General features: G+C 73.4%; 17 protein-coding genes. 12 read left to right on the top strand and 5 right to left on the bottom strand.

Annotation, left to right across the window (positions count from 1 at the left end):
* The first annotated feature begins 70 nt into the window (after positions 1 to 70).
* Complete coding sequence (locus GQ466_RS06420) at positions 71 to 265, top strand: antitoxin (protein ID WP_202420239.1); 195 nt, start codon at positions 71 to 73, stop codon at positions 263 to 265.
* 7 nt (positions 266 to 272) lie between these two features.
* On the opposite strand, the gene GQ466_RS06415 is transcribed toward GQ466_RS06420, so the two are convergent.
* Together GQ466_RS06415 and miaB are read right to left on the bottom strand one after the other, a co-directional pair.
* Positions 273 to 944 carry a class III extradiol ring-cleavage dioxygenase family protein gene (locus GQ466_RS06415; protein ID WP_161101790.1) on the bottom strand — a complete coding sequence of 224 codons (672 nt, stop codon included), beginning with the start codon at positions 942 to 944 and terminating at the stop codon, positions 273 to 275.
* On the bottom strand, positions 944 to 2,473 hold the full coding sequence (gene miaB / locus GQ466_RS06410) for a tRNA (N6-isopentenyl adenosine(37)-C2)-methylthiotransferase MiaB (protein ID WP_161101789.1): 1,530 nt from the start codon (positions 2,471 to 2,473) through the stop codon (positions 944 to 946). Before miaB ends, GQ466_RS06415 begins: the two co-directional genes overlap by 1 nt.
* A 186-nt stretch (positions 2,474 to 2,659) precedes the next feature.
* On the opposite strand from miaB, the gene GQ466_RS06405 reads away from it, so the two are divergent.
* The 6 genes from GQ466_RS06405 (at position 2,660) to GQ466_RS06380 (ending at position 9,339) form a co-directional block, all read left to right on the top strand.
* A complete protein-coding gene (locus GQ466_RS06405; RefSeq protein ID WP_161101788.1) occupies positions 2,660 to 3,454 on the top strand; it encodes an amino acid ABC transporter ATP-binding protein in 795 nt (264 codons plus the stop codon).
* Positions 3,455 to 3,514: 60 nt separating this feature from the next.
* A complete protein-coding gene (locus GQ466_RS06400) occupies positions 3,515 to 4,384 on the top strand; it encodes a glutamate ABC transporter substrate-binding protein (protein ID WP_161101787.1) in 870 nt (289 codons plus the stop codon).
* An 83-nt stretch (positions 4,385 to 4,467) separates the two neighbouring features.
* Complete coding sequence (locus GQ466_RS06395) at positions 4,468 to 5,166, top strand: amino acid ABC transporter permease (protein ID WP_161101786.1); 699 nt, start codon at positions 4,468 to 4,470, stop codon at positions 5,164 to 5,166.
* A complete protein-coding gene (locus GQ466_RS06390; protein ID WP_161101785.1) occupies positions 5,163 to 6,149 on the top strand; it encodes an amino acid ABC transporter permease in 987 nt (328 codons plus the stop codon). The genes GQ466_RS06395 and GQ466_RS06390 overlap by 4 nt, the downstream gene beginning before the upstream one ends.
* A gap of 53 nt (positions 6,150 to 6,202) precedes the next feature.
* Positions 6,203 to 7,297 (top strand): NAD(P)-binding domain-containing protein, encoded by a 1,095-nt coding sequence (locus tag GQ466_RS06385; protein WP_161101784.1) that lies wholly within the window; start codon positions 6,203 to 6,205, stop codon positions 7,295 to 7,297.
* Between the two features lie 89 nt (positions 7,298 to 7,386).
* Positions 7,387 to 9,339: a S9 family peptidase gene (locus tag GQ466_RS06380; RefSeq protein ID WP_161101783.1), complete on the top strand. Its 1,953-nt coding sequence runs from the start codon at positions 7,387 to 7,389 to the stop codon at positions 9,337 to 9,339.
* A 70-nt stretch (positions 9,340 to 9,409) separates the two neighbouring features.
* On the opposite strand, the gene GQ466_RS33085 is transcribed toward GQ466_RS06380, so the two are convergent.
* Together GQ466_RS33085 and recA are read right to left on the bottom strand one after the other, a co-directional pair.
* Positions 9,410 to 11,134 (bottom strand): RecX family transcriptional regulator, encoded by a 1,725-nt coding sequence (locus GQ466_RS33085; RefSeq protein ID WP_378186497.1) that lies wholly within the window; start codon positions 11,132 to 11,134, stop codon positions 9,410 to 9,412.
* 149 nt (positions 11,135 to 11,283) lie between these two features.
* Positions 11,284 to 12,405, bottom strand: coding sequence for a recombinase RecA (recA, locus tag GQ466_RS06370; RefSeq protein WP_161101781.1), 1,122 nt, complete (start codon positions 12,403 to 12,405; stop codon positions 11,284 to 11,286).
* 266 nt (positions 12,406 to 12,671) lie between these two features.
* On the opposite strand from recA, the gene GQ466_RS06365 reads away from it, so the two are divergent.
* The 3 genes from GQ466_RS06365 to GQ466_RS06355 all read left to right on the top strand — a co-directional run bounded on the left by GQ466_RS06365 (position 12,672) and on the right by GQ466_RS06355 (position 15,132).
* Positions 12,672 to 13,532 carry an ATP-grasp domain-containing protein gene (locus GQ466_RS06365; protein WP_161101780.1) on the top strand — a complete coding sequence of 287 codons (861 nt, stop codon included), beginning with the start codon at positions 12,672 to 12,674 and terminating at the stop codon, positions 13,530 to 13,532.
* 61 nt (positions 13,533 to 13,593) lie between these two features.
* Complete coding sequence (locus tag GQ466_RS06360) at positions 13,594 to 13,977, top strand: hypothetical protein (RefSeq protein ID WP_237417609.1); 384 nt, start codon at positions 13,594 to 13,596, stop codon at positions 13,975 to 13,977.
* A gap of 3 nt (positions 13,978 to 13,980) precedes the next feature.
* Positions 13,981 to 15,132 carry a glutathionylspermidine synthase family protein gene (locus tag GQ466_RS06355; RefSeq protein WP_161101779.1) on the top strand — a complete coding sequence of 384 codons (1,152 nt, stop codon included), beginning with the start codon at positions 13,981 to 13,983 and terminating at the stop codon, positions 15,130 to 15,132.
* A gap of 7 nt (positions 15,133 to 15,139) precedes the next feature.
* Here the strand turns inward: GQ466_RS06355 and GQ466_RS31360 are convergent, their stop codons facing one another.
* Positions 15,140 to 15,334, bottom strand: a complete 195-nt coding sequence (locus GQ466_RS31360; RefSeq protein ID WP_337193341.1) for a DUF3046 domain-containing protein — start codon at positions 15,332 to 15,334, stop codon at positions 15,140 to 15,142.
* A 73-nt stretch (positions 15,335 to 15,407) separates the two neighbouring features.
* Here GQ466_RS31360 and GQ466_RS06345 point away from each other — a divergent pair, with 73 nt between their 5' ends.
* Together GQ466_RS06345 and GQ466_RS06340 are read left to right on the top strand one after the other, a co-directional pair.
* A complete protein-coding gene (locus GQ466_RS06345; RefSeq protein ID WP_161101777.1) occupies positions 15,408 to 20,009 on the top strand; it encodes an ATP-dependent helicase in 4,602 nt (1,533 codons plus the stop codon).
* A gap of 50 nt (positions 20,010 to 20,059) precedes the next feature.
* Complete coding sequence (locus GQ466_RS06340) at positions 20,060 to 20,491, top strand: Fur family transcriptional regulator (RefSeq protein WP_161101776.1); 432 nt, start codon at positions 20,060 to 20,062, stop codon at positions 20,489 to 20,491.
* Positions 20,492 to 20,495 lie beyond the last annotated feature (4 nt).

The raw sequence follows: 20,495 nt of genomic DNA, 5'->3' as shown, positions 1-20,495 counted from the left end.
CTTAATTGTGACGCCATCGGGGAGGGGACGGACCGAACGGACCCGACGATCGGAGGACCACGTGTCGTTCATGGACAAGGTCAAGGAGATGCTCGGGAAGAACGCCGCCAAGGCCCGGCAGGGCGTGGAGCGCGGCGGCGACATGTTCGACCGGAAGACCGGCGGCAAGTACGCCGACAAGGTCGACAAGGCCCAGAACAAGGCCAACGACTACATCGGCACCCAGGAGCGCTCCCGCAGCGGGTCCGACCCGCGCGGCACCTGACGCCCGCTCAGGACGTCCAGGACGCGACGAGGTACGTGACGTCGTAGGGCGCCGTCGCCGCCAGCAGCTCGCCGTGGAAGCGCGCCGCGCCGGCCGCCCCGGCGAGGACCTGCCAGGCGGCCCGGCCCGCCGACCGCACCGCCCGGGCGGTCGCGGGGTCCAGGGCCGCGAGCGCGGCGGCGTCGGCCGAGCCGAGCGCCTTCGCGACGGCGTCGTCGAACGGCGCGGCGCGTCCCTCGGCGTCGCCGAGCGCCAGTTCCCACCGGCTGGCGGACGCGTCGCCGAGCACCAGCAGCGCGACGCGGGCGCCGCGTCCGGCGAGGTCCGCGCCCACCCGCAGGCACTCGCCGGGCGGCGCGTCGAACGCGATCTCCTGGTAGAGGTCGGGCGCGCGGCCGAGCAGCCAGCGGCCGACCGTCAGCGACAGCGGCAGCTCCGGCGTCGCGGCGTCGCCGAGGACGAGGTCGAGCCCGTACGGGCGCAGCGTCCCGGACGCGCCGCCGTCGTGCGCGCGCGTCCGGTCGCCGCCGCCCACGACGACCAGGACGTCGCCGGACAGGCGGGCGACCGCGTCCCGGCACGCGGCGCGCAGCGCGGGCAGGTCGTCGCCGGGCGCCGCGCCGGACAGTTCCGGGACGAGCAGGGGCGGATGCGGGCAGATCGCCGCCGAGGCCAGCATCAGGGGCAGGTCGAGCAGCCGGCGGCGGGCGCCGGCGCCGGACGGCCCACCGACGGCATCCCGAGCGCGACGCCCTGCGGCGCGGCCCGGCGCGCCTCCCACGCGTCGCCCGCCCGCGTCCGCCGGACCCCGGCGGCGGGCTTGTCGGCGACCAGGTGGTGCGGCGCCGCGTAGGTGATCTCGGTGGTGACCATGTCGCCGGGCCGGACGGGCTCGTCGGGCGCGCGGAAGTGGACCAGCCGGTTGTCGGCCGCCCGTCCCGACAGGCGCCGCGTCTCGCCGTCCTTGCGCCCCTCCCCCTCGGCGACCAGGACCTCCAGCGTCCGGCCGAGCAGCCGCCGGTTCTCCGCCCAGGAGATCTCCTCCTGCAGCGCGACCAGCCGCTCGTACCGCTCCTGGACGACCTCCTTCGGCACCTGCCCGTCCATCGTCGCGGCGGGCGTGCCGGGGCGCTTGGAGTACTGGAACGTGAACGCGCTCGCGAACCGCGCCTCGCGCACGACGTGCAGCGTCTCCTCGAAGTCGGCGTCGGTCTCGCCGGGGAACCCGACGATGATGTCCGTGGTGATCGCCGCGTCCGGGATCGCCGCGCGGACCTTCTCGATGATGCCGAGGTAGCGGTCCTGCCGGTAGGAGCGGCGCATCGCGCGCAGCACCGCGTCCGACCCGGACTGCAGCGGCATGTGCAGCGACGGCACGACGTTCGGCGTCTCGGCCATCGCGGCGATGACGTCGTCGGTGAAGTCCTTCGGGTGCGGCGAGGTGAACCGGACGCGCTCCAGCCCGGGGACGTCCCCGCAGGCGCGCAGCAGCCCGGCGAACGCCGACTGCCCGCCGGCCGTCATCTCCCGGACGTCGTCCGGCGCGGCGGCCAGGGCCCCGAACCCGCTGCCGTAGGCGTTGACGTTCTGCCCGAGCAGCGTGATCTCCAGGACGCCCTCGGCGACGAGCGCGCGCACCTCGGCGAGGATCTCCCCCGGCCGCCGGTCGCGCTCCTTGCCGCGCAGCGACGGGACGATGCAGAACGTGCAGGTGTTGTTGCAGCCGACCGACACCGACACCCAGGCCGCGTAGGGCGACTCGCGGCGCGTCGGCAGGGTCGAGGGGAACGTCACCAGCGCTTCCTCGATCTCGACCTGCGCCTCGTCCTGGACGCGCGAACGCTCCAGCAGGACGGGCAGGGCGCCGAGATTGTGCGTGCCGAACACGACGTCCACCCAGGGCGCGCGGGCGACGATCGCGTCCCGGTCCTTCTGCGCGAGGCAGCCGCCGACGGCGATCTGCATCCCGGGCCGGCCGGCCTTCACCGGGCGCAGCCGCCCGAGGTTGCCGTACAGGCGGTTGTCGGCGTTCTCGCGGACGGCGCAGGTGTTGAACACCACGACGTCCGGATCGGAGCCGTCGCCCGCGCGGACGTAACCGGCGTCCTCCAGCAGGCCGGACAGCCGTTCGGAGTCGTGGACGTTCATCTGGCACCCGTAGGTACGGATCTCGTACGTGCGGGGGCCGCTCTCGACAGGGGCACTCATGACCGGTCCAGGGTACGCGGCACGGCGGCCCGGGCGCGCCCCGGTCATCCCCCGGCCAGAACACCAAGAAATCGTAAAGTGTCTCTCTTGAATACACGATGAAGGGCGCCGACGTGCAGATTTGTGATCGGATCGGGACCCCTTGGTGGCCTGGCCGGTAATACCCGTCCCGTAGAGTCACGCGGCATGACGGACAGCAAAGGCGGGGCGGAACCGTCCGTGCCCGGCGGCACGGACCGGGCGGACGGCCCCCTGGTCGAGGTCAGGGACGTCAACAAGCACTTCGGGGAACTGCACGTCCTGCGGGACGTCAATCTCACCGTCGCCCGGGGCGAGGTCGTCGTCATCATCGGCCCGTCCGGCAGCGGTAAATCGACCCTCTGCCGGTCGATCAACCGGCTGGAGCCCATCGACTCCGGCACCATCCTCGTCGACGGAAAGCCCCTTCCGCAGGAGGGCCGCGATCTCGCGCGGCTGCGCGCGGACGTCGGCATGGTCTTCCAGTCGTTCAACCTCTTCGCCCACAAGACGATCCTGGAGAACGTCACGCTCGGGCCGCTGAAGGTGCGCAAGGAAAGCAGGGAGACGGTCGAGAAACGGGCCATGGAACTGCTCGACCGCGTCGGGATCGCCAATCAGGCGCAGAAATACCCGGCGCAGCTCTCGGGCGGGCAGCAGCAGCGCGCGGCGATCGCCCGCTCGCTCGCCATGCGTCCCAAGGTCATCCTGTTCGACGAGCCGACCTCGGCCCTCGACCCCGAGATGATCAACGAGGTCCTCGACGTCATGACCGGGCTCGCCCGCGACGGCATGACGATGATCGTCGTCACCCACGAGATGGGTTTCGCGCGGCGCGCCGCGCAGCAGGTGGTCTTCATGGCCGACGGTCAGATCGTGGAGGCGAACTCCCCGGAGGAGTTCTTCACCAATCCGCAGAGCGACCGCGCCAAGGACTTCCTGTCCAAGATCCTCACCCACTGAGCCCGCGAAGCCCCCGCGTGACTCGTCGGCAAGCCGACAGAAGTGAAAGGTAGCGAAAGCATGCGACTTCGTCGTTTCGGCGCCCTCATCGGCGCGGCGACCGCCCTGTCGTTGGCCGTGACCGCCTGCGGCAGCGACTCGGAGAAGACGGACGCCAAATCCGTCGTCCAGAAGGCCAAGGACTCCAAGAAGATCACGATCGGCATCAAGTACGACCAGCCCGCCCTCGGGCTGAAGAAGCCGGACGGCACCTTCGAGGGATTCGACGTGGACGTCGCCCGGTACATCGCCAAGCAGCTCGGCGTCCCGGAAAGCGGCATCACGTTCAAGGAGGCCCGGTCGGAGAACCGCGAGGCCTTCCTCGGCGGCGGCCAGGTCGACCTCGTCATCGCGACCTACTCCATCACCGACGCGCGCAAGCAGCAGATCACGTTCGGCGGCCCGTACTACATCGCGCACCAGGACACGATGGTCCGCGCGGACGACAACACGATCACCAAGCCGCAGGACCTCAAGGGCAAGAAGCTCTGCAAGGCGGCCGGGTCGAACTCGTTCCGCCGCGTCACCGAGCCGCCGCCGGACGGCAAGCTCAACATCAAGGGCGTCAACCTCGTGGACGCGTCGGGCTACTCCGAGTGCGCCGCCAAGCTGAAGACCGGCGCGGTCGACGCCGTCAGCACCGACGACCTGATCCTCGCCGGGTTCGCGAGCCAGCAGAAGGGCTCGTTCAAGGTCATCAACCAGCCGTTCACCGACGAGAAGTACGGCGTCGGGATCAAGAAGGGCGACACCGCGACCTGCAAGGCCGTCGACGACGCCATCACGAAGATGTACTCCGACGGCACGGCCAAGACCCTCCTGGACAAGTACTTCGGCGGGACCGGCCTGAAGCCGGTGACCACCGTGCCTCCGTTCGAGACCTGCGCCTGATCCGGAACTGAGGCCCGCCGCCCCGGCGCGCCCCGCCCGACCCGCGGGCGCGCGCCGGTGCGGCCTTCACCCGCTGGAACGCCATGTCACTCTCCGACCTGCTCGATTTCGGCCCGTTCTTCGACAACATCGACGCCATCCTCCGGGGCTTTTGGGCGACGATCCGCCTGGCCGCGCTCGCCGGGGTGTTCTCGCTGGTCATCGGGACGGTCCTGGCGAGCCTGCGCGTCTCGCCCGTCCCCGTCCTGCGGGCCGCGGGGACCGGTTACGTCAACATCGTCCGCAACACCCCGCTGACGCTCGTGCTGATCATGTGCTCCCTCGGGCTGAACGACACCCTCGGGCTGACGTTCTCCGACGACAGCGGCACGACGTACTACTGGTGGGCGGTGCTCGGCCTGTCCGGCTACACCGGCGCGTTCGTCTGCGAGGCGCTGCGGTCGGGCATCAACACGGTCCCGATCGGCCAGGCCGAGGCGGCGCGGTCGATCGGCCTGACGTTCTCCCAGTCGCTGCGGATGGTCATCCTGCCGCAGGCGTTCCGGGCCGTCATCGCCCCGCTCGGCAGCGTGTTCATCGCCATGATCAAGAACACGACGGTGGCGACCGCGGCGAGCTACTCCGAGGTGGTCACCGAGATGAAGACGCTGCTGGACCTGCCGTCCTTCACCAGCGGCGCGATCCCGCTGTTCCTCGGGGTCGCCGCCGGGTTCCTCATCCTCGTCCTGCCGACCGGGTACTTCTTCGGCTGGCTGGCCAAGCGAACGGCGGTGGCCCGATGAGCGCCGGAGTCCTCTTCGACGTCCCCGGGCCGCGCGCCCGCGCGCGCAACCGGATCATCACGGTCGTCGCGTCGCTGCTGCTCCTCGGCCTCGCCGCCCTGTTCGTGTGGCGGATGAACGCCAAGGGGCAGTGGGCCGGGGAGCTGTGGAACCCGTTCCTCAAGGGCCAGATCTGGCGCAACTTCATCCTGCCCGGACTCAAGAACACGCTGGGCGCGGCGGCCGTCGCGACCGTGCTCGCGCTGATCTTCGGCGCGCTGTTCGGCATCGGACGGCTGTCGGACCACTGGTGGATCCGCGTTCCCTGCGGCGTCATCGTGGAGTTCTTCCGCGCGATGCCGCTGCTGATCATGATCTTCCTGGCGTTCTTCCTGCCCAACAAGATCAGCCCGGTGATCGCCGAGTCGTCGTTCGGGACGCTGCAGCGGGTCCTGGTCGACAACTTCTTCTCGATCTTCGGCGTGGAGATCAACGCGGGGACCGTCACCGTCCCGGCGTTCGCCGCCGTGGTGTTCGGCCTGGTCATGTACAACGGCTCGGTGTTCGCCGAGATCGTCCGGGCCGGGATCAACGCGGTGCCGAAGGGGCAGGCCGAGGCGGGGTACGCGATCGGGCTGCGCAAGAGCGGCGTGCTGCTGCGGATCCTGCTGCCGCAGGCCGTGACCGTGATGATGCCCGCGATCGTGGCGCAGATCGTCGTCCTGCTCAAGGACACCGCGATCGGCGTGATCATCGCGTACCCGGAGCTGCTGAAGCAGGCGTTCCGCGAGATCCCGCCGAACTTCCACAACAACATCCTCCAGGCCGGGATCGTCGTCGGCGCGATCTACATCGCGCTGAACCTGGCGATCAGCCGACTGGCGGTCTGGCTGGAGCGGCGCAGCCGCGGCAGCCGCCGGACGGCCGCCCCGACGATGGGCGCGGGCGGGGCGCCGCCCGCGCCGGGCATGTCCGCGACGGGCACGGCCACCGGAGCCGACTGAGCCGTGGGGCGCCGCCGGGGAATCCGGCGGCGCCCCGTGCGGTTCTGGCCGACATGAACGTGGACGTCGCGGTGATCGGCGCCGGGCAGGCCGGGCTCTCGGCGGGTTATTTCCTGCGCCGCACGGACCTGTCGTCGGTCGTGCTCGACCACGCGGACGGCCCCGGCGGCGCGTGGCGCCACCGCTGGCCGACGCTCACGCTCGGCCGCACGCACCACATCCACGATCTTCCGGGCCTGCCGCTCGGCGTGCCCGATCCGTCCCGGCCCGCCGCGGACGTCGTCGCCGAGTACTTCGGCCGGTACGAGCGGGAGATGGGCCTCGACGTCCGGCGCCCGGTGGACGTCTCCCTGGTCACGAGCGAACCGGACGGGCGGCTGCTGCTCAGCACGTCCGGCGGGCCGTACCGCGCCCGCGCCCTGATCAACGCGACCGGGACCTGGGAGCGGCCGTTCTGGCCCTACTACCCGGGCCGCGAGACGTTCCGGGGCCGTCAGCTCCACACCGCCGACTACCGGGGGCCGGACGCGTTCGCCGGACGGCGCGTGGTCGTCGTCGGGGGCGGCGCGTCCGGCGTCCAGGCGCTGCTGGAGATCGCGGGCGTGGCCGCCGCGACCGCGTGGGTCACGCGCCGTCCGCCGGTGTGGCGGGACGGGCCGTTCGACGCCGAGGCGGGCCGCTCGTCGGTCGCGCGCGTCGCCGAGCGCGTCCGGGCCGGGCTGCCGCCGGGCAGCGTCGTCGGCGCGACCGGGCTCGCGCTGACGCCCGAGGTGCGGGACGGCATCGAACGCGGCGTGCTCGCCCGGCGGCCGATGTTCGCGCGCGTCGTGCCGGACGGCGTCGTCTGGGCCGACGGCACCGCGTTCGACGCCGACGTGATCCTGTGGGCCACCGGGTTCCGCGCCGCGCTCGACCACCTCGCGCCGCTCGGCCTGCGCGGGCCGGGCGGCGGCGTCGCGCTGGACGGCGCGCTCACCACTCGCGTCGCCGCCGACCCGCGCGTCCACATGCTCGGGTACGGGCCGTCGGCCAGCACGATCGGGGCGAACCGGGCGGGTCGCGCGGCCGTGCGCGAGATCGCCGCCATGCTCGGCGGCGCGCTCGGCGGGACGCGCGCGCCGGGTGCGGAGATCGTCACGGGAGTCTGAGACCCTCCCGCTCGCGAGGCTTGTTTCTTTTGGAGGTCAACTGCCCCGTCATGGCCCCAACCGATCCCTCGATGCGGGACCATTCGCATATGACCGCTCGTGCGACCCTCCCCTACGGCTCCTGGCCCTCCCCCATCTCCGCCGCCGACGTCGCCCGCGCCCGGGTGCGCCTCAGTTTCCCCACCGTTTCGGGTCCCCACGTGTGGTGGCAGGAGACCCGTCCCGCCGAGGGCGGCCGGACCACGGTCATGCATTTGGCCGCGGACGGCCGTCCGGTCGAACTCCTGCCCGCTCCTTGGAACGCCTGCACGCGCGTCCATGAATACGGTGGCCGCTCTTATCTTCCGATCGCGTCCGAGTCGGGCCATTCCCTCGTCTTCTCGCACGCGGACGACCAGCGGTTGCGGTTGCTCGCCCCCGGTGACGCCGAACCGCGCCCGTTGACGCCCGAACCGGCCCGTCCGGCCGGCCTGCGCTACGCCGACTATGTGCTGTCGCCCGATGGGACCGAGATCTGGTGCGTCTGCGAGGGCCACACGCCCGACGGGATCCGGCGCGCGATCGTCGCGGTGCCGCTGGACGGGTCCGCCGCCGAGAACCCCGGCGCGATCCGCGAACTCGTGACCGGCGCGCACTTCTTCGCCTCCCCGACGCCGTCGCCGGGCGGCGGGCACCTCGCCTGGGTGCAGTGGAGCCACCCCCGGATGCCGTGGGACGGCACCGAGGTCCGCGTCGCCGCCATCGAGGACGGCAAGGCCGTCACGCCGCGCACGGTGAAGGGTGGCCTCACCGAGTCGGCGCTCGCGCCGGTGTGGGCGAGCGACCAGGCGCTTTACGTCGTGTCCGACTGGCCCGGCTGGTGGAACGTCTACCAGGTCGGCCTGTACGGGGAGTCGCCGCAGGCGCTCTACCCGGCCGAGGAGGAGTTCGCCGACGCGCCGTGGCAGCTCGGCGGCAAGCCGTACGCGCTGCTGGCGGACGGCCGGCTCGCCGTCCTGCACGGCGAGGGCGACCAGCGGCTCGGCCTCTACGACCCCGACACCCTCGACCTCGAAGACCTGGACCTCGGGTACGACGACTGGGCGCCGTCGCTGTCGGCGTCCGGCTCGACGGTCGTCGGGATCGGCGGCGGGCCGGGGGTCGCGACGTCGCTCGTCCGCGTCGACACCGCGACCGGGACGGCCGAGGTGCTGCGCAGCGAGCTGGACGAGCTGCCCGACGCGGGCTACCTGCCGCCGCCGCGCGAGGACCGGCTCGACGGGACGTTCGGGCGCGCCGTCCACGCCTACGTCTACGAGCCTGCCAACCCCGTCGTCGACGGGCCCGCGGACGAGCGTCCGCCGTACATCGTGTTCGTGCACGACGGTCCCGCGCGGCGCGCGTCGCGGCGGCTCGACCTCGTCCGCACCTACTTCACGAGCCGGGGCATCGGCGTCGTGGACGTCAACTACGGCGGTTCGACCGGCCACGGCCGCACCTACCGGGAGCGCATCCGACGGCAGTGGGGCGTCGTGGACGTGGAGGACGCCGTGTCCGCCGCGCGCGCCCTCGCCGACGCCGGGTTCGCCGACCCGGGCCGTCTCGCGGTCCGCGGGTCGGGCTGGACGGCGCTCGCCGCCGCGACCGCCACCGACGTCTTCAAGGCCGCGACCGCCTACGCCGGGATCGGCGACCCGAAGGACCTCGCCGCGACCACGCACGACTTCGAGTCCCAGCACCTGTTCGGGCTGATCGGGCCGCTGCCGGGGTTCGAGCGGGCCTACGACGAGCGGTCGCCGCTGCAGCGCGTCGAGTCGAACGCGTGCCCGATCCTGCTCCTGCACGGCGCGGACGACCCGGTGGTGCCCGCCGCCCAGTCCGAGACGTTCGCAGCGGCCCTGGCCGACAAGAAGGTGCGCCACGCCCGGCTGACGTTCGCGGACGAGACGCACGTCTTCCGGCGCGCGGAGACCGTCCGGGCCGCCCTGGAGGCCGAACTGTCCTTCTACGGGCAGACGCTCGGCTTCGAGCCCCGCGACGTCCCCGCCCTGGACCTCGGCTGACGCACCGCAGCACCGGCTCCCGGACCCCACCGCCCCGGCCCGGGACCGGCCGCCGACCTCGTCGCCCCGGTCAGTCGAGGTGGTCGAGGCCGTCCGGCACGTCCGCCCCCTCGGCCTCCAGCGCCTCGCGGACGACGCGATAGGCGGTGCCCGGCGGGTATCCCTTGCGGGCGAGCATCCCGACGAGTCGCCGGGTGCGCTTCACCGGGTCGACGTCACGGGTCGTCCTCAGCTTGCGGTCGACCAGGGCACGGGCCGTGCGCGCCTCCTCGTCCGGATCCAGCTCCTCGACGGCCTCGCCGACGGTCTCGGAGTCGACGCCGCGCCGCCGCAGCTCCGCCGCCAGCGCCCGCCGCGCGAGCCCCCGCCCCGCGTGCCGCGAACGCACCCACGCCTGCGCGAACGCCTTGTCGTCGATCAGCCCGACATCGGTGAACCGGCCGAGCACACGCTCGGCCACGTCGTCCTCGACGTCCTTGCGCCGCAACGCGTCGGCGAGCTGCGCCCGCGTACGCGGCGCGGCGGCGAGCAACCGCAGACAGACCTCCCGCGCCCTCGCCTCCGGATCAACCGGCGCCCCCCGCCCGGTCCCCCGCCCGCCGCCATCACTCCCACCGTCCCGCGACCCCTCGCCATCACCCCACCCGGCACCACGCCGAGCCCCGCCGCCGCGCCGCCGCCCGGCGCCACCCTCACGCCCGGCGCCCTCCTGGAACCGGTCGGTACCGTCCTGCGCCCCGGCATCGCGTTGCCGCTCGGCGTCACCCTGCGTTCCGGCGACGCTCGGAGATCCGGCATCGCTCCGCGGCCCGGCGGCGCGCCGACGCCCGGCGCCGCGCGGGGACGCGTGCCCGCCTCGGCCTCGGGGCTCGCCGTCGCGCGGGGGCGTGCGCTCGCCTCGGCCTCGGGGCTCGGCGCCGCGCGGGGGCGTGCGCTCGCCTTGGGCGTCGCCGTCGACCAGGTCTCTCACTGGAGATCGGCCGTCGGCTCCGACGCGGTCAGCGGCGGCAGGCCTGCCCCGGGACTCGTCCAGGTCTCCGGTCTCGCCTCCGGCCGGGCCTCGGGTCCGGGCGTCGTCCCCGGCCTTCTGGCGCGCGGACGATGCGCGGCGTTCCCCGGAACGCTTCCGCGTACCGGCGCCGCGTTGCCCGCGTCCGCCCGCGCTGAAGGAGGCGCCGCCGCGCGGCGCCAGACGGCCGAACGGATTTTCCGCCCCGCGGCGGGCCTTCTCCTCCGCAGAGCGCAGATGCTCGAACGGCCCCGCACCCACTGCTCCGGGCTCCACGGACGACGACGCCTCGACGCCCGTCCCGGAGGACGGGGACGCAGACGGCTCAGGCCCCTGGGACGCGGACGCCTCGGCGCCCCCGGGCACGGACGGCTCGGCACCCGTCCCAGAGGACGGGGACGCAGACGGCTCGGCGTTCTGGGGCGCGGACGGCTCGGTGCGTTCGGGCGCGGGCGGCCCGGCCGCGCCGGTCAGGTGCGCGAACGGGTTCGTGGACGAGTCGGGGCGCTCACCTGCGGGCTTCGCCAGATGCGCGAAGGGCGACTCGGCGCCCGTCCCCGGGCGGGACGGCGGCGCCAGGTGGCCGAACGGGTTCTCCGCCGGGCGCGTGCCGGGACCGGCCAGATGAGCGAACGGGCTTTCGGCCGCTGCGGCCCATTCCGCGTCCCCGGAGACCGAATCTCGCGAACGCGCATCGCGCGCGGTCGCGTCCGGCCCGGCTGTGTTCGCGGCGGGGCGGGGCTTCGAGGGCGGGTCGTCGGGGACGGGTGGGTCGTCGGTCGTCATGGGCGTGTCCCGGGGACGTCGTGAGGGGCGGCGCCTTCGGGGAAGGTCCGGCCGCCGCCCACGCGGGACCGGGAAGGGCGCCGCCGCCCCACATCAGGGATCATCGCTCAGCCGACCGTCGGACGTCACCCTTCCCGGTGGATCGGCCGTCAGGATTCGACCGCGGCGGCCTTGGCGGCGCGGCTCTTGCGGCCCGTGGCGGGTGCGGGCGCCGGGACGGCCGGGGCGTCGACCGGCTTGGCGGCCTCGGCGGTCTCCGTCGCCTCCTTGTCCACCTTGGGGCCGATCCCCAGCTTCTCCTTGATCCGCTTCTCGATCCCGTCGGCCATGTCCGGGTTGGCCTTGAGGAAGTTGCGGGCGTTCTCCTTGCCCTGACCGAGCTGGTCGCCGTCGCAGGTGTACCAGGCGCCCGACTTGCGGACGAAGCCGTGCTCGACGCCGAGGTCGATCAGGCCGCCCTCGCGGGAGATGCCCTGGCCGTAGAGCAGGTCGAAGTCGGCGACCCGGAACGGCGGGGCCATCTTGTTCTTCACGACCTTCACCCGGACGCGGTTGCCGACCGCCTCGGTGCCGTCCTTCAGCGTCTCGATGCGGCGCACGTCCAGCCGGACGGACGCGTAGAACTTCAGCGCCTTGCCGCCGGTCGTGGTCTCGGGCGAGCCGAACATCACGCCGACCTTCTCGCGGAGCTGGTTGATGAAGATCACGGTGGTCTTGGTCTGGTTGATCGCGCCGGTCAGCTTCCGGAGCGCCTGCGACATCAGCCGGGCCTGGAGGCCGACGTGGCTGTCGCCCATCTCGCCCTCGATCTCCGCGCGGGGAACGAGCGCCGCCACCGAGTCGATGACGACGACGTCGATCGAGCCGGAGCGGATCAGCATGTCCGTGATCTCCAGCGCCTGCTCGCCCGTGTCCGGCTGGGAGACCAGCAGGGCGTCGATGTCGACGCCGAGCTTGCCGGCGTACTCGGGGTCCAGCGCGTGCTCGGCGTCCACGAACGCCGCGATGCCGCCCTTGCGCTGGACGCTCGCCACCGCGTGCAGCGCGATGGACGTCTTGCCGGACCCTTCCGGCCCGTAGACCTCCACGATGCGCCCGCGCGGCAGGCCGCCGATGCCGAGCGCGATGTCGAGGGAGATGGCGCCGGTCGGGATGACCTCCACCGGGGCGCGCGCCTCCTGGCCCATCCGCATGACCGAGCCCTTGCCGAACTGCCGCTCGATCTGGGCGAGGGCGGTTTCGAGAGCCTTCTCCCGGTCGTTCGCTGCCATGTCTGCCCCTTCGTCTGATGCTGTCGCCGGCCCGGTGGCTCTCGCCCCGCCCGTGGCGGCGGTGTCGGAAGCGACGTTACGAGGAGCCGCCGACAGTTTCGAGTCGACGGGGCGGTTGTGGATAACGCCGCGCGCCGGGACCAGCGTACCGAACATTCGTTCGACCATGGCCGCGTGTACCGATTCCGCCGGGAATCTCCGTGCATCGGAGAGTCCGACGCCGTACGCTGGCGCAGTCCGGCGCGGTCCCCGGGGGGTTCCGAAACATGACGCTGACCGTCCTCTTCTGCGGCGATCCGCTCCGCCCCCGGGTCGTCGACCGGCACTTCGCCCGCGAGGCCGGCGCCGTCCGGGACCACTACGGCGAGATCGCCCTCATCGACCACGACGCGCTCGTCCGGGGCGACGCCGGGGCCGCCGTCCGCGCGGTGCCGCGCGACCTCGGTCCGGCCTGGTACCGAGGGTGGATGCTGTCGGGCGACGCGTACGCCGCCCTGGCCAAGGCCCTGCGCGAACGCGGGACGACCCTGCTCACCCATCCCGACGACTACCGGCGCGCGCACGAGCTGCCGGGCTGGCACGACACGTTCGCGGGCATCACCCCGGCCAGCGTGTGGCGTCCGCTGTCCCCCGGCGGCGACGTCGGCGACCTGGCGGACCTGGTGCGTCCGCTGCGGCCCGGGCCCGCGGTCGTGAAGGACTACGTCAAGTCCCGCAAGCACGAGTGGGAGGCGGCGTGCTTCGTCCCGGACGTGAAGGACGTCGCGGCGCTGCGCGCGGTGGTGACGGAGATGGTCGCGCTGCAGGAGGAGTTCCTGGCGGGCGGCGTCGTCGTGCGCGAGTTCGAGGAGTTCGACGGCGCGGGCGAGTCGCGCGTGTGGTGGGTGGACGGCGAGCCCGTGCTCGTGGGGCCGCATCCCGACAGCCCCGGAGTCGAACCCGAGCCCGACCTGATGGACGTGGCGCCGGCCGTCCGGGCGCTCGGCTGCCGGTTCATCACCACCGACCTGGCACAGCGCCGGGACGGCGCGTGGCGCGTCGTGGAGGTCGGCGACGGTCAGGTCAGCGATCTGCCGGTGACGGTCGATCCGATGGATCTGTACGCTCATCTGCCCGTTCCGGAATGAAACCGGAACGGGGTCCGGCCCCGTCGAAGGGACCACGTCCCCTCGCAGTAAGGAACGTCCGTTGCCCCCTGAACAGGATCCGGCCCGCAGGCTCAGCTCCCGCGCCGTGAAGATCGGCATGGTGAGCGCCCTCTCTCTGACGCTCGTGGCCTGCAGCTCGAAGTCCACGACCGCGTGGTGCGTGGACCGCACGTCGAGCGGTGGGTTCACCAATACCAAGAGCGGCTACCGCACCGTCCCGGATTCGTACTGCAACCGTTCGGACATCGACAACGGGACGGTCGGGTACGGCCGCTACTTCTGGTACTACGGCGGCCGGCGCGGGAGCAACGGGTTCGTCACGGGCGGCAGTGTGCGCGGGCCGAGCGGCGGCAAGATCAAGTCCGGGTCGGGGACGACGCTGAGCCGCGGCGGGTTCGGCGGCCACGGCAAGAGCGGGAGCTGACCGATGCGGCGCGAACGGTCGGTCCCCCGTGAGGGCTGGGCCGAGAAGGTGGAAGAACACGGTCTGGCGTTCCACGAGACGGCCCATCCCCCGCACCTCACCCGTCCGTACTGGGACGAGTCGGTGAACTACGTCTTCTCCATGGACGAGGTGCTGGCGCTGGAGGAGACCGTCGAGGAACTGCACCGCATGTGCCTCCAGGCGGTGGAGCACGTCGTCACGACCGGCCGGTACCACGTCCTCGGCATCCCGGACTGGGTGGCGCCGCTGGTGGAGGCGTCGTGGCGGCGCCGCGACCCGCACCTGTACGGCCGGTTCGACCTCTGCTACGACGGCTCGGGCCCGGCGAAGCTGCTGGAGTACAACGCCGACACCCCGACGTCCCTGGTCGAGAGTTCGGTCGTCCAGTGGTACTGGCTGCAGGACGTCCATCCGGGCGACGACCAGTGGAACTCGATCCACGAACGGTTGGTGGACCGGTGGAAGGAGATGTCCTTGGGCCCGGGTCCCGTCCACTTCGCGTGGACGACCGAGGACGAGACCGGCGAAGAGGTCATGACGATCGCCTACCTCCAGGAGACCGCCGAGGAAGCGGGCCTGACGGGCACGGGCATCGCGATGGAGGACATCGGCTGGCACGCGGGCCGGGGCCGGTTCGTGGACCTGGCCGAGGACGAGATCCGCACGCTGTGCAAGCTCTACCCGTGGGAGTGGATCGTCGCCGAGCCGTTCGGCCGCAACGTCCCGCACGCGCCGACGGCGTGGATCGAGCCGATCTGGAAGATGGTCCTGTCGAACAAGGCGCTGCTGGTGCTGCTGTGGGAGTTGTTCCCCGGCCACCCGAACCTGCTCCCCGCGTACCTGAACACGCCGGGGAACCTCACGTCCTACGTCCAGAAGCCGCTGCTGGGCCGGGAGGGCGCGAGCATGCGGATCGTGACGCCGGACGGACGCGAGCAGCGCACCGACGGCGAGTACGGCCACGAAGGCTACGTCTTCCAGCAGTTCCATCCGCTGCCGGACTTCGACGGTGAGCACCCGGTGCTCGGTGCGTGGCTGGTGGCCGACGAGGCGGCGGGCCTCGGGATCCGCGAGACGGCGGGCCTGATCACCGACGACACGTCGTCGTTCGTCCCGCACCGCATCACGGGCTGAGCGGGCGTCAGCGCAGCTCGTACGGCACGTCGAAGGACGCCACGACGGCCGCCCAGATCGTCTTGGCCGATTCGCCGTCGGCGAACGCCTGGTCGACCGTCCGGCCGCCCAGCTCGGCGAGGACGTGGTCCTTCGCGACGCTCCGGGAGTAGGTCGCGCCGAACTGCCGGTCCATCCGTTCCCAGAACTGTGTGAGGCGCACGGCCCCACCGTAGCCGAGGGCGGGGACCGCCCCGTCCTGCCGTTCTGTCGGACCCGCGAGGCAGGATGGGGGCATGACGGCTGACGTGCTCGAACGCTTCTCCCCCGCGACCCGGGCGTGGTTCGCGGGGGCCTTCGCCGCGCCCACGGCGGCGCAGGAGGGCGCGTGGACGTCGGTCGCGGCGGGCGAGAACACGCTCGTGGTCGCGCCGACCGGGTCCGGCAAGACGCTCGCGGCGTTCCTGTGGTCGCTGGACCGGCTGGCGTCCGCGCCCGTCCCGGACGATCCCCGGCACCGGTGCCGCGTCCTGTACGTGTCGCCGCTCAAGGCGCTCGCGGTGGACGTGGAGCGCAACCTGCGCGCCCCGCTCACCGGCATCCGGCAGGCCGCGCGGCGCCTCGACCTGCCCGAACCGGACATCACGGTCGGGATCCGGTCCGGCGACACCCCGGCGGACGAGCGGCGGCGCATGGCGACCCGTCCGCCCGACATCCTGATCACGACGCCGGAGTCGCTGTTCCTGCTGCTCACCGCGCAGTCGCGGGAGGCGCTGCGGGGCGTGGAGACGGTGATCGTGGACGAGGTCCACGCCGTCGCGGGCACCAAGCGCGGCGCGCATCTGGCGCTGTCGCTGGAGCGGCTGGACGCGCTGCTGGAACGCCCCGCGCAGCGCATCGGCCTGTCGGCGACGGTGCGTCCGGTGGACGAGGTGGCCGCGTTCCTCGGCGGCGCCCGCCCGGCGCGGACGGTGCAGCCCCCGGCGGACAAGGAGTTCGCGCTCGACATCGTCGTCCCGGTGGAGGACATGGGCGAGATCGGTGCTTTCACCGACGACACCGGCACCGCCGACCCTCGGCAGCGGAGCATCTGGCCGCACGTGGAGGACCGCGTCCTCGACCTGATCGAGCAGCACCGGTCCACGCTGGTGTTCGCGAACTCGCGGCGGCTGGCCGAGCGGCTGTGCGGACGGCTGAACGAGCTGGCGTTCGAGCGCGCGGCGGCCCCCGAGGGCGAGGGCCTGGCGAAGATCGGCCCGGACGACGTGGCGCGCGCCGTCCGCTCCCCGGCCGAGACGATGGCGCAGGCGGGCGCGGCGCGCGGCGTCCCCGCCGAGATCGCCCGCGCCCACCACGGCTCGGTGTCCAAAGAGGAGCGGGCCGGGATCGAGGACGCGCTGAAACAGGGCCGGCTGCCCGCCGTCGTCGCGACGTCCAGCCTGGAACTGGGCATCGACATGGGCGCGGTGGATCTCGTCGTCCAGGTGGAGTCGCCGCCGTCGGTGGCGAGCGGGCTCCAGCGGGTCGGCCGCGCCGGGCACCAGGTCGGCGCGGTGTCGCGCGGCGTGATCTTCCCGAAGTACCGCGGCGACCTGGTGCAGACCGCCGTGGTCGCCGAGCGGATGCGCTCCGGCGAGATCGAGGAGCTGCGCTACCCGCGCAACCCGCTGGACGTGCTGGCCCAGCAGATCGTCGCGATGGTCGCGCTGGACGAGTGGACGGTCGACGAGCTGGAGACCGTCGTGAAGCGCGCCGCCCCGTACGCGACGCTGCCGCGCTCGGCGCTGGAGGCCACGCTCGACATGCTGGCGGGCCGGTACCCGAGCGACGAGTTCGGCGAGCTGCGCCCCCGCCTCGTGTGGGACCGGGTGACGGGCGTCCTGCGGGACCGTCCGGGCGCGCAGCGGCTCGCGGTGACCAGCGGCGGGACGATCCCCGACCGCGGCCTGTTCGGCGTGTTCCTGGTGGGCGAGAAGTCCTCGCGCGTGGGCGAGCTGGACGAGGAGATGGTCTACGAGTCGCGCGTCGGGGACGTGTTCGTCCTCGGCGCCAGCTCGTGGCGCATCGAGGACATCACGCCCGACCGGGTGCTCGTGTCGCCCGCGCCGGGCCAGCCGGGCAAGCTGCCGTTCTGGCACGGCGACGCGCAGGGCCGTCCGGCGGAGCTGGGCCGGGCGCTCGGCGCGTTCACCCGCGAGCTGGCCGGGCTGCCCGAGCAGCAGGCGCGGGAGCGCGTCGCGGCGGCGGGCCTGGACGAGCGGGCCGCCGGAAACCTCGTCGCCTACCTGGCCGAGCAGCGGGAGGCGACCGGCCACGTCCCCGACGACCGGACGCTCGTGGTGGAGCGCTTCCGCGACGAGCTGGGCGACTGGCGGATGGTCGTCCACTCCCCGCTCGGCGGCCGGGTCCACGCGCCGTGGGCGCTCGCGATCGCGGGCCGGCTGCGCGAGCGCTACGGCGTGGACGCGCAGGCGATGCACGCCGACGACGGGATCGTCCTGCGCATTCCGGACATGGACGAGCCGCCGAGCCTGGACCTCGCAGTGTTCGACCCCGACGAGATCGAGCGGATCGTGGTGGACGAGCTGGGCGGTTCGGCCCTGTTCGCGGCCCGGTTCCGCGAGTGCGCGGCCCGGTCGCTGCTGCTGCCGCGCCGCCGTCCGGACCGGCGGATGCCGCTGTGGCAGCAGCGCCAGCGGGCGGCGCAGCTCCTATCGGTCGCGAGCCGGTACCCGTCGTTCCCGATCGTGCTGGAGACGATGCGCGAGTGCCTCCAGGACGTGTTCGACGTCCCGGGCCTCGTCCACGTCCTGCGGGACCTCGCGGGCCGCAAGGTGCGGCTGGTCGAGGTGGAGACGCCGCAGCCGTCGCCGTTCGCGCGGTCGCTGCTGTTCCACTACGTCGGCGCGTTCATGTACGAGGGCGACTCGCCGCTCGCCGAGCGCCGCGCGCAGGCCCTCGCGCTGGACTCGGCGCTGCTGGCCGAACTGCTCGGCCAGGCCGACCTGCGCGAGCTGCTGGACGCGGAGGTCGTCGCGGACACCGAGCGCGAGCTGCAACGGCTCGCCGAGGACCGCCGCGCCCGCGACCTGGAGGGCGTCGCGGACCTGCTGCGCGCCCTCGGCCCGCTGACGACGGCGGAGGCGGCGGCGCGGTCGGCCGCCGATCCGGCGGCGTGGCTGGTGGAGCTGGAGGCGTCCCGGCGGGCGATCCGGGTGCGGGTGGGCGGCGCGGAGCGCTGGACGGCGATCGAGGACGCCGGACGCCTGCGGGACGCGCTCGGCGCCCCGCTCCCGGTCGGCATCCCCGAAGCGTTCCTGGAGGTCGTGGACGACCCGCTGGGCGATCTGGTGTCCCGGCACGCCCGGACGCACGGCCCGTTCCGCGCCGAGGAGGTCGCCGAGCGGTTCGGGCTCGGCGTCGCGGTCGTCGTCGAGACGCTGCGGCGGCTGGCGGGCGCGGGACGCGTCGTCGCGGGCGAGTTCCTGCCCGTGGAGGCGGCGCGCGGCCCGCTGACCGGCGAGTGGTGCGACGCGGGCGTGCTGCGGACGCTGCGCCGCCGGTCGCTGGCCCGGCTGCGCGCCGAGGTGGAGCCGTCGCCGCCGGACGCGCTCGGCCGGTTCCTCCCGGTCTGGCATGGCGTGTCCGGGGGCTCGCGACTGCGCGGGATCGACGCGCTCGTGCAGGCCGTCGAGCAGTTGCAGGGCGCGGCGGTCCCGGCGTCGGCGCTGGAGTCGCTGATCCTGCCGTCCCGGGTGCCCGGCTACACCCCGGCCCTGCTGGACGAGCTGACGTCGGCGGGCGAGGTCGTCTGGGCCGGTCAGGGCGGCCTGCCCGGCGGGGACGGCTGGGTGGCGCTGTACCTGGCGGACACGGCGCCGCTGCTGCTCCCCGATCCGGGCGAGATCACGCTGACGCCCGTCCACCAGGCGGTGCTGGACATTCTCGGCGAGGGCGGCGCGCTGTTCTTCCGCGCCCTGTCCGAGCGGGTGCAGCCGCAGGTGAACGACCAGGAACTGCTGGCCGCCCTGTGGGATCTGGTGTGGGCCGGACGCCTCACCAACGACACCCTCGCCCCGCTGCGGGCGGCGATCGGCGCGGGACGTCCCGCGCACCGCGCCCGTCCGTCCCGGCGCGGGCGGCCGGTGCTGCCGTCGCGGACGGGCCCGCCGACGGCAGCCGGACGCTGGTGGGCCGTCCCGGAGCGGGCGACGGCGGCGACGCCGCGCGCCCACGCGCTCGCCGAGGCGCTGCTGGAGCGGTACGGCATCGTGATCCGGGGCGCGGTCGCGGCCGAGCGGACGCCGGGCGGGTTCGCGGCCGTCTACCCGGTGCTGCGCGCGTTCGAGGACAGTGGCCGCTGCCGCCGCGGCTACTTCGTGGAAGGACTCGGCGCGGCGCAGTTCGCTCTGCCCGGCGCGGTCGACCGGCTGCGCGCCCTGCGTCCGGCCGCCGAGACGGGGCCGCCCGCCGACATCGGCGTCCTGTGGGAGACGCCGGCCGACCCGCCCGGCCACGCGGCCCGCCGCGCGTTGGTCCTGGCCGCCGCCGACCCCGCGAACCCCTACGGCGCGGCGCTGCCGTGGCCCGAGCGGGCGGGCGAGGCCGTGTCCGGCCACAAGCCGGGCCGCAAGGCGGGCGCGCTCGTCGTGCTGGTGGACGGACGGCTCGTCCTGTACGTCGAACGCGGCGGCAAGACCCTCCTGACCTGGACCGACGACCGGGAGACCCTGCAACCGGCGGTGGACGCGCTGGCGCTGGCCGTCCGGGACGGCGCGCTCGGCAAGCTCACGGTCGAGCGCGCCGACGGCACGTCGATCAACGACTCCCCGCTCGCCGGCGCGCTGGAGAGCGCCGGTTTCCACCCGACGCCGCGCGGACTGCGGCTGCGCGGGTAAGTTCACCCCGTTTTCTTGACTCATTCAAGATTATGACGCAGGCTGGGGTCATGGCCACGACCTCGGACTTCGAGCGGATGCTGCGCTCGGCGGCGCTGCGGGTGACCCGTCCCCGGGTGGCGGTGCTGGGCGCGGTGGACGCCCATCCGCACGCCGACACGGACACGATCATCGCCGCCGTGCGCAGGCATCTGCCGAAGGTCTCCCACCAGGCCGTGTACGACTCCCTGCACACGCTGACGGAGGCGGGGCTCGTCCGGCGCATCCAGCCGAACGGCTCCCTGGCCCGCTACGAGGCGCGGGTCGGCGACAACCACCACCACGTCGTGTGCCGGTCGTGCGGCGCCATCGCCGACGCGGACTGCGCGGTCGGCGCGGCGCCCTGCCTGACGGCGTCGGACGACCGGGGCTACTCGATCGACGAGGCCGAGGTCATCTACTGGGGCCTGTGCCCCGACTGCTCCACACCGCGGGACTCCTGACCCG

Source organism: Actinomadura rayongensis, assembly GCF_009831215.1.
Lineage (GTDB): Bacteria > Actinomycetota > Actinomycetes > Streptosporangiales > Streptosporangiaceae > Spirillospora > Spirillospora rayongensis.
Note: the sequence above shows the minus strand (reverse complement) of the source record. Positions and strands in the feature narration are given on the sequence as shown.

What these genes read in the sequence shown, in the direction of transcription:
- GQ466_RS06395 (WP_161101786.1), top strand. Translation starts at nt 4,468, where the DNA reads ATGTCACTCTCCGACCTGCTCGATTTCGGCCCGTTCTTCGACAACATC.
- GQ466_RS06380 (WP_161101783.1), top strand. Translation starts at nt 7,387, where the DNA reads ATGACCGCTCGTGCGACCCTCCCCTACGGCTCCTGGCCCTCCCCCATC.
- GQ466_RS33085 (WP_378186497.1), bottom strand. Translation starts at nt 11,134, where the DNA reads ATGACGACCGACGACCCACCCGTCCCCGACGACCCGCCCTCGAAGCCC.
- GQ466_RS06355 (WP_161101779.1), top strand. Translation starts at nt 13,981, where the DNA reads ATGCGGCGCGAACGGTCGGTCCCCCGTGAGGGCTGGGCCGAGAAGGTG.
- GQ466_RS06405 (WP_161101788.1), top strand. Translation starts at nt 2,660, where the DNA reads ATGACGGACAGCAAAGGCGGGGCGGAACCGTCCGTGCCCGGCGGCACG.
- GQ466_RS06340 (WP_161101776.1), top strand. Translation starts at nt 20,060, where the DNA reads ATGGCCACGACCTCGGACTTCGAGCGGATGCTGCGCTCGGCGGCGCTG.
- GQ466_RS06390 (WP_161101785.1), top strand. Translation starts at nt 5,163, where the DNA reads ATGAGCGCCGGAGTCCTCTTCGACGTCCCCGGGCCGCGCGCCCGCGCG.
- GQ466_RS06345 (WP_161101777.1), top strand. Translation starts at nt 15,408, where the DNA reads ATGACGGCTGACGTGCTCGAACGCTTCTCCCCCGCGACCCGGGCGTGG.
- GQ466_RS06415 (WP_161101790.1), bottom strand. Translation starts at nt 944, where the DNA reads ATGCTGGCCTCGGCGGCGATCTGCCCGCATCCGCCCCTGCTCGTCCCG.
- recA (WP_161101781.1), bottom strand. Translation starts at nt 12,405, where the DNA reads ATGGCAGCGAACGACCGGGAGAAGGCTCTCGAAACCGCCCTCGCCCAG.
- GQ466_RS06400 (WP_161101787.1), top strand. Translation starts at nt 3,515, where the DNA reads ATGCGACTTCGTCGTTTCGGCGCCCTCATCGGCGCGGCGACCGCCCTG.
- miaB (WP_161101789.1), bottom strand. Translation starts at nt 2,473, where the DNA reads ATGAGTGCCCCTGTCGAGAGCGGCCCCCGCACGTACGAGATCCGTACC.
- GQ466_RS06365 (WP_161101780.1), top strand. Translation starts at nt 12,672, where the DNA reads ATGACGCTGACCGTCCTCTTCTGCGGCGATCCGCTCCGCCCCCGGGTC.
- GQ466_RS06420 (WP_202420239.1), top strand. Translation starts at nt 71, where the DNA reads ATGGACAAGGTCAAGGAGATGCTCGGGAAGAACGCCGCCAAGGCCCGG.
- GQ466_RS06385 (WP_161101784.1), top strand. Translation starts at nt 6,203, where the DNA reads ATGAACGTGGACGTCGCGGTGATCGGCGCCGGGCAGGCCGGGCTCTCG.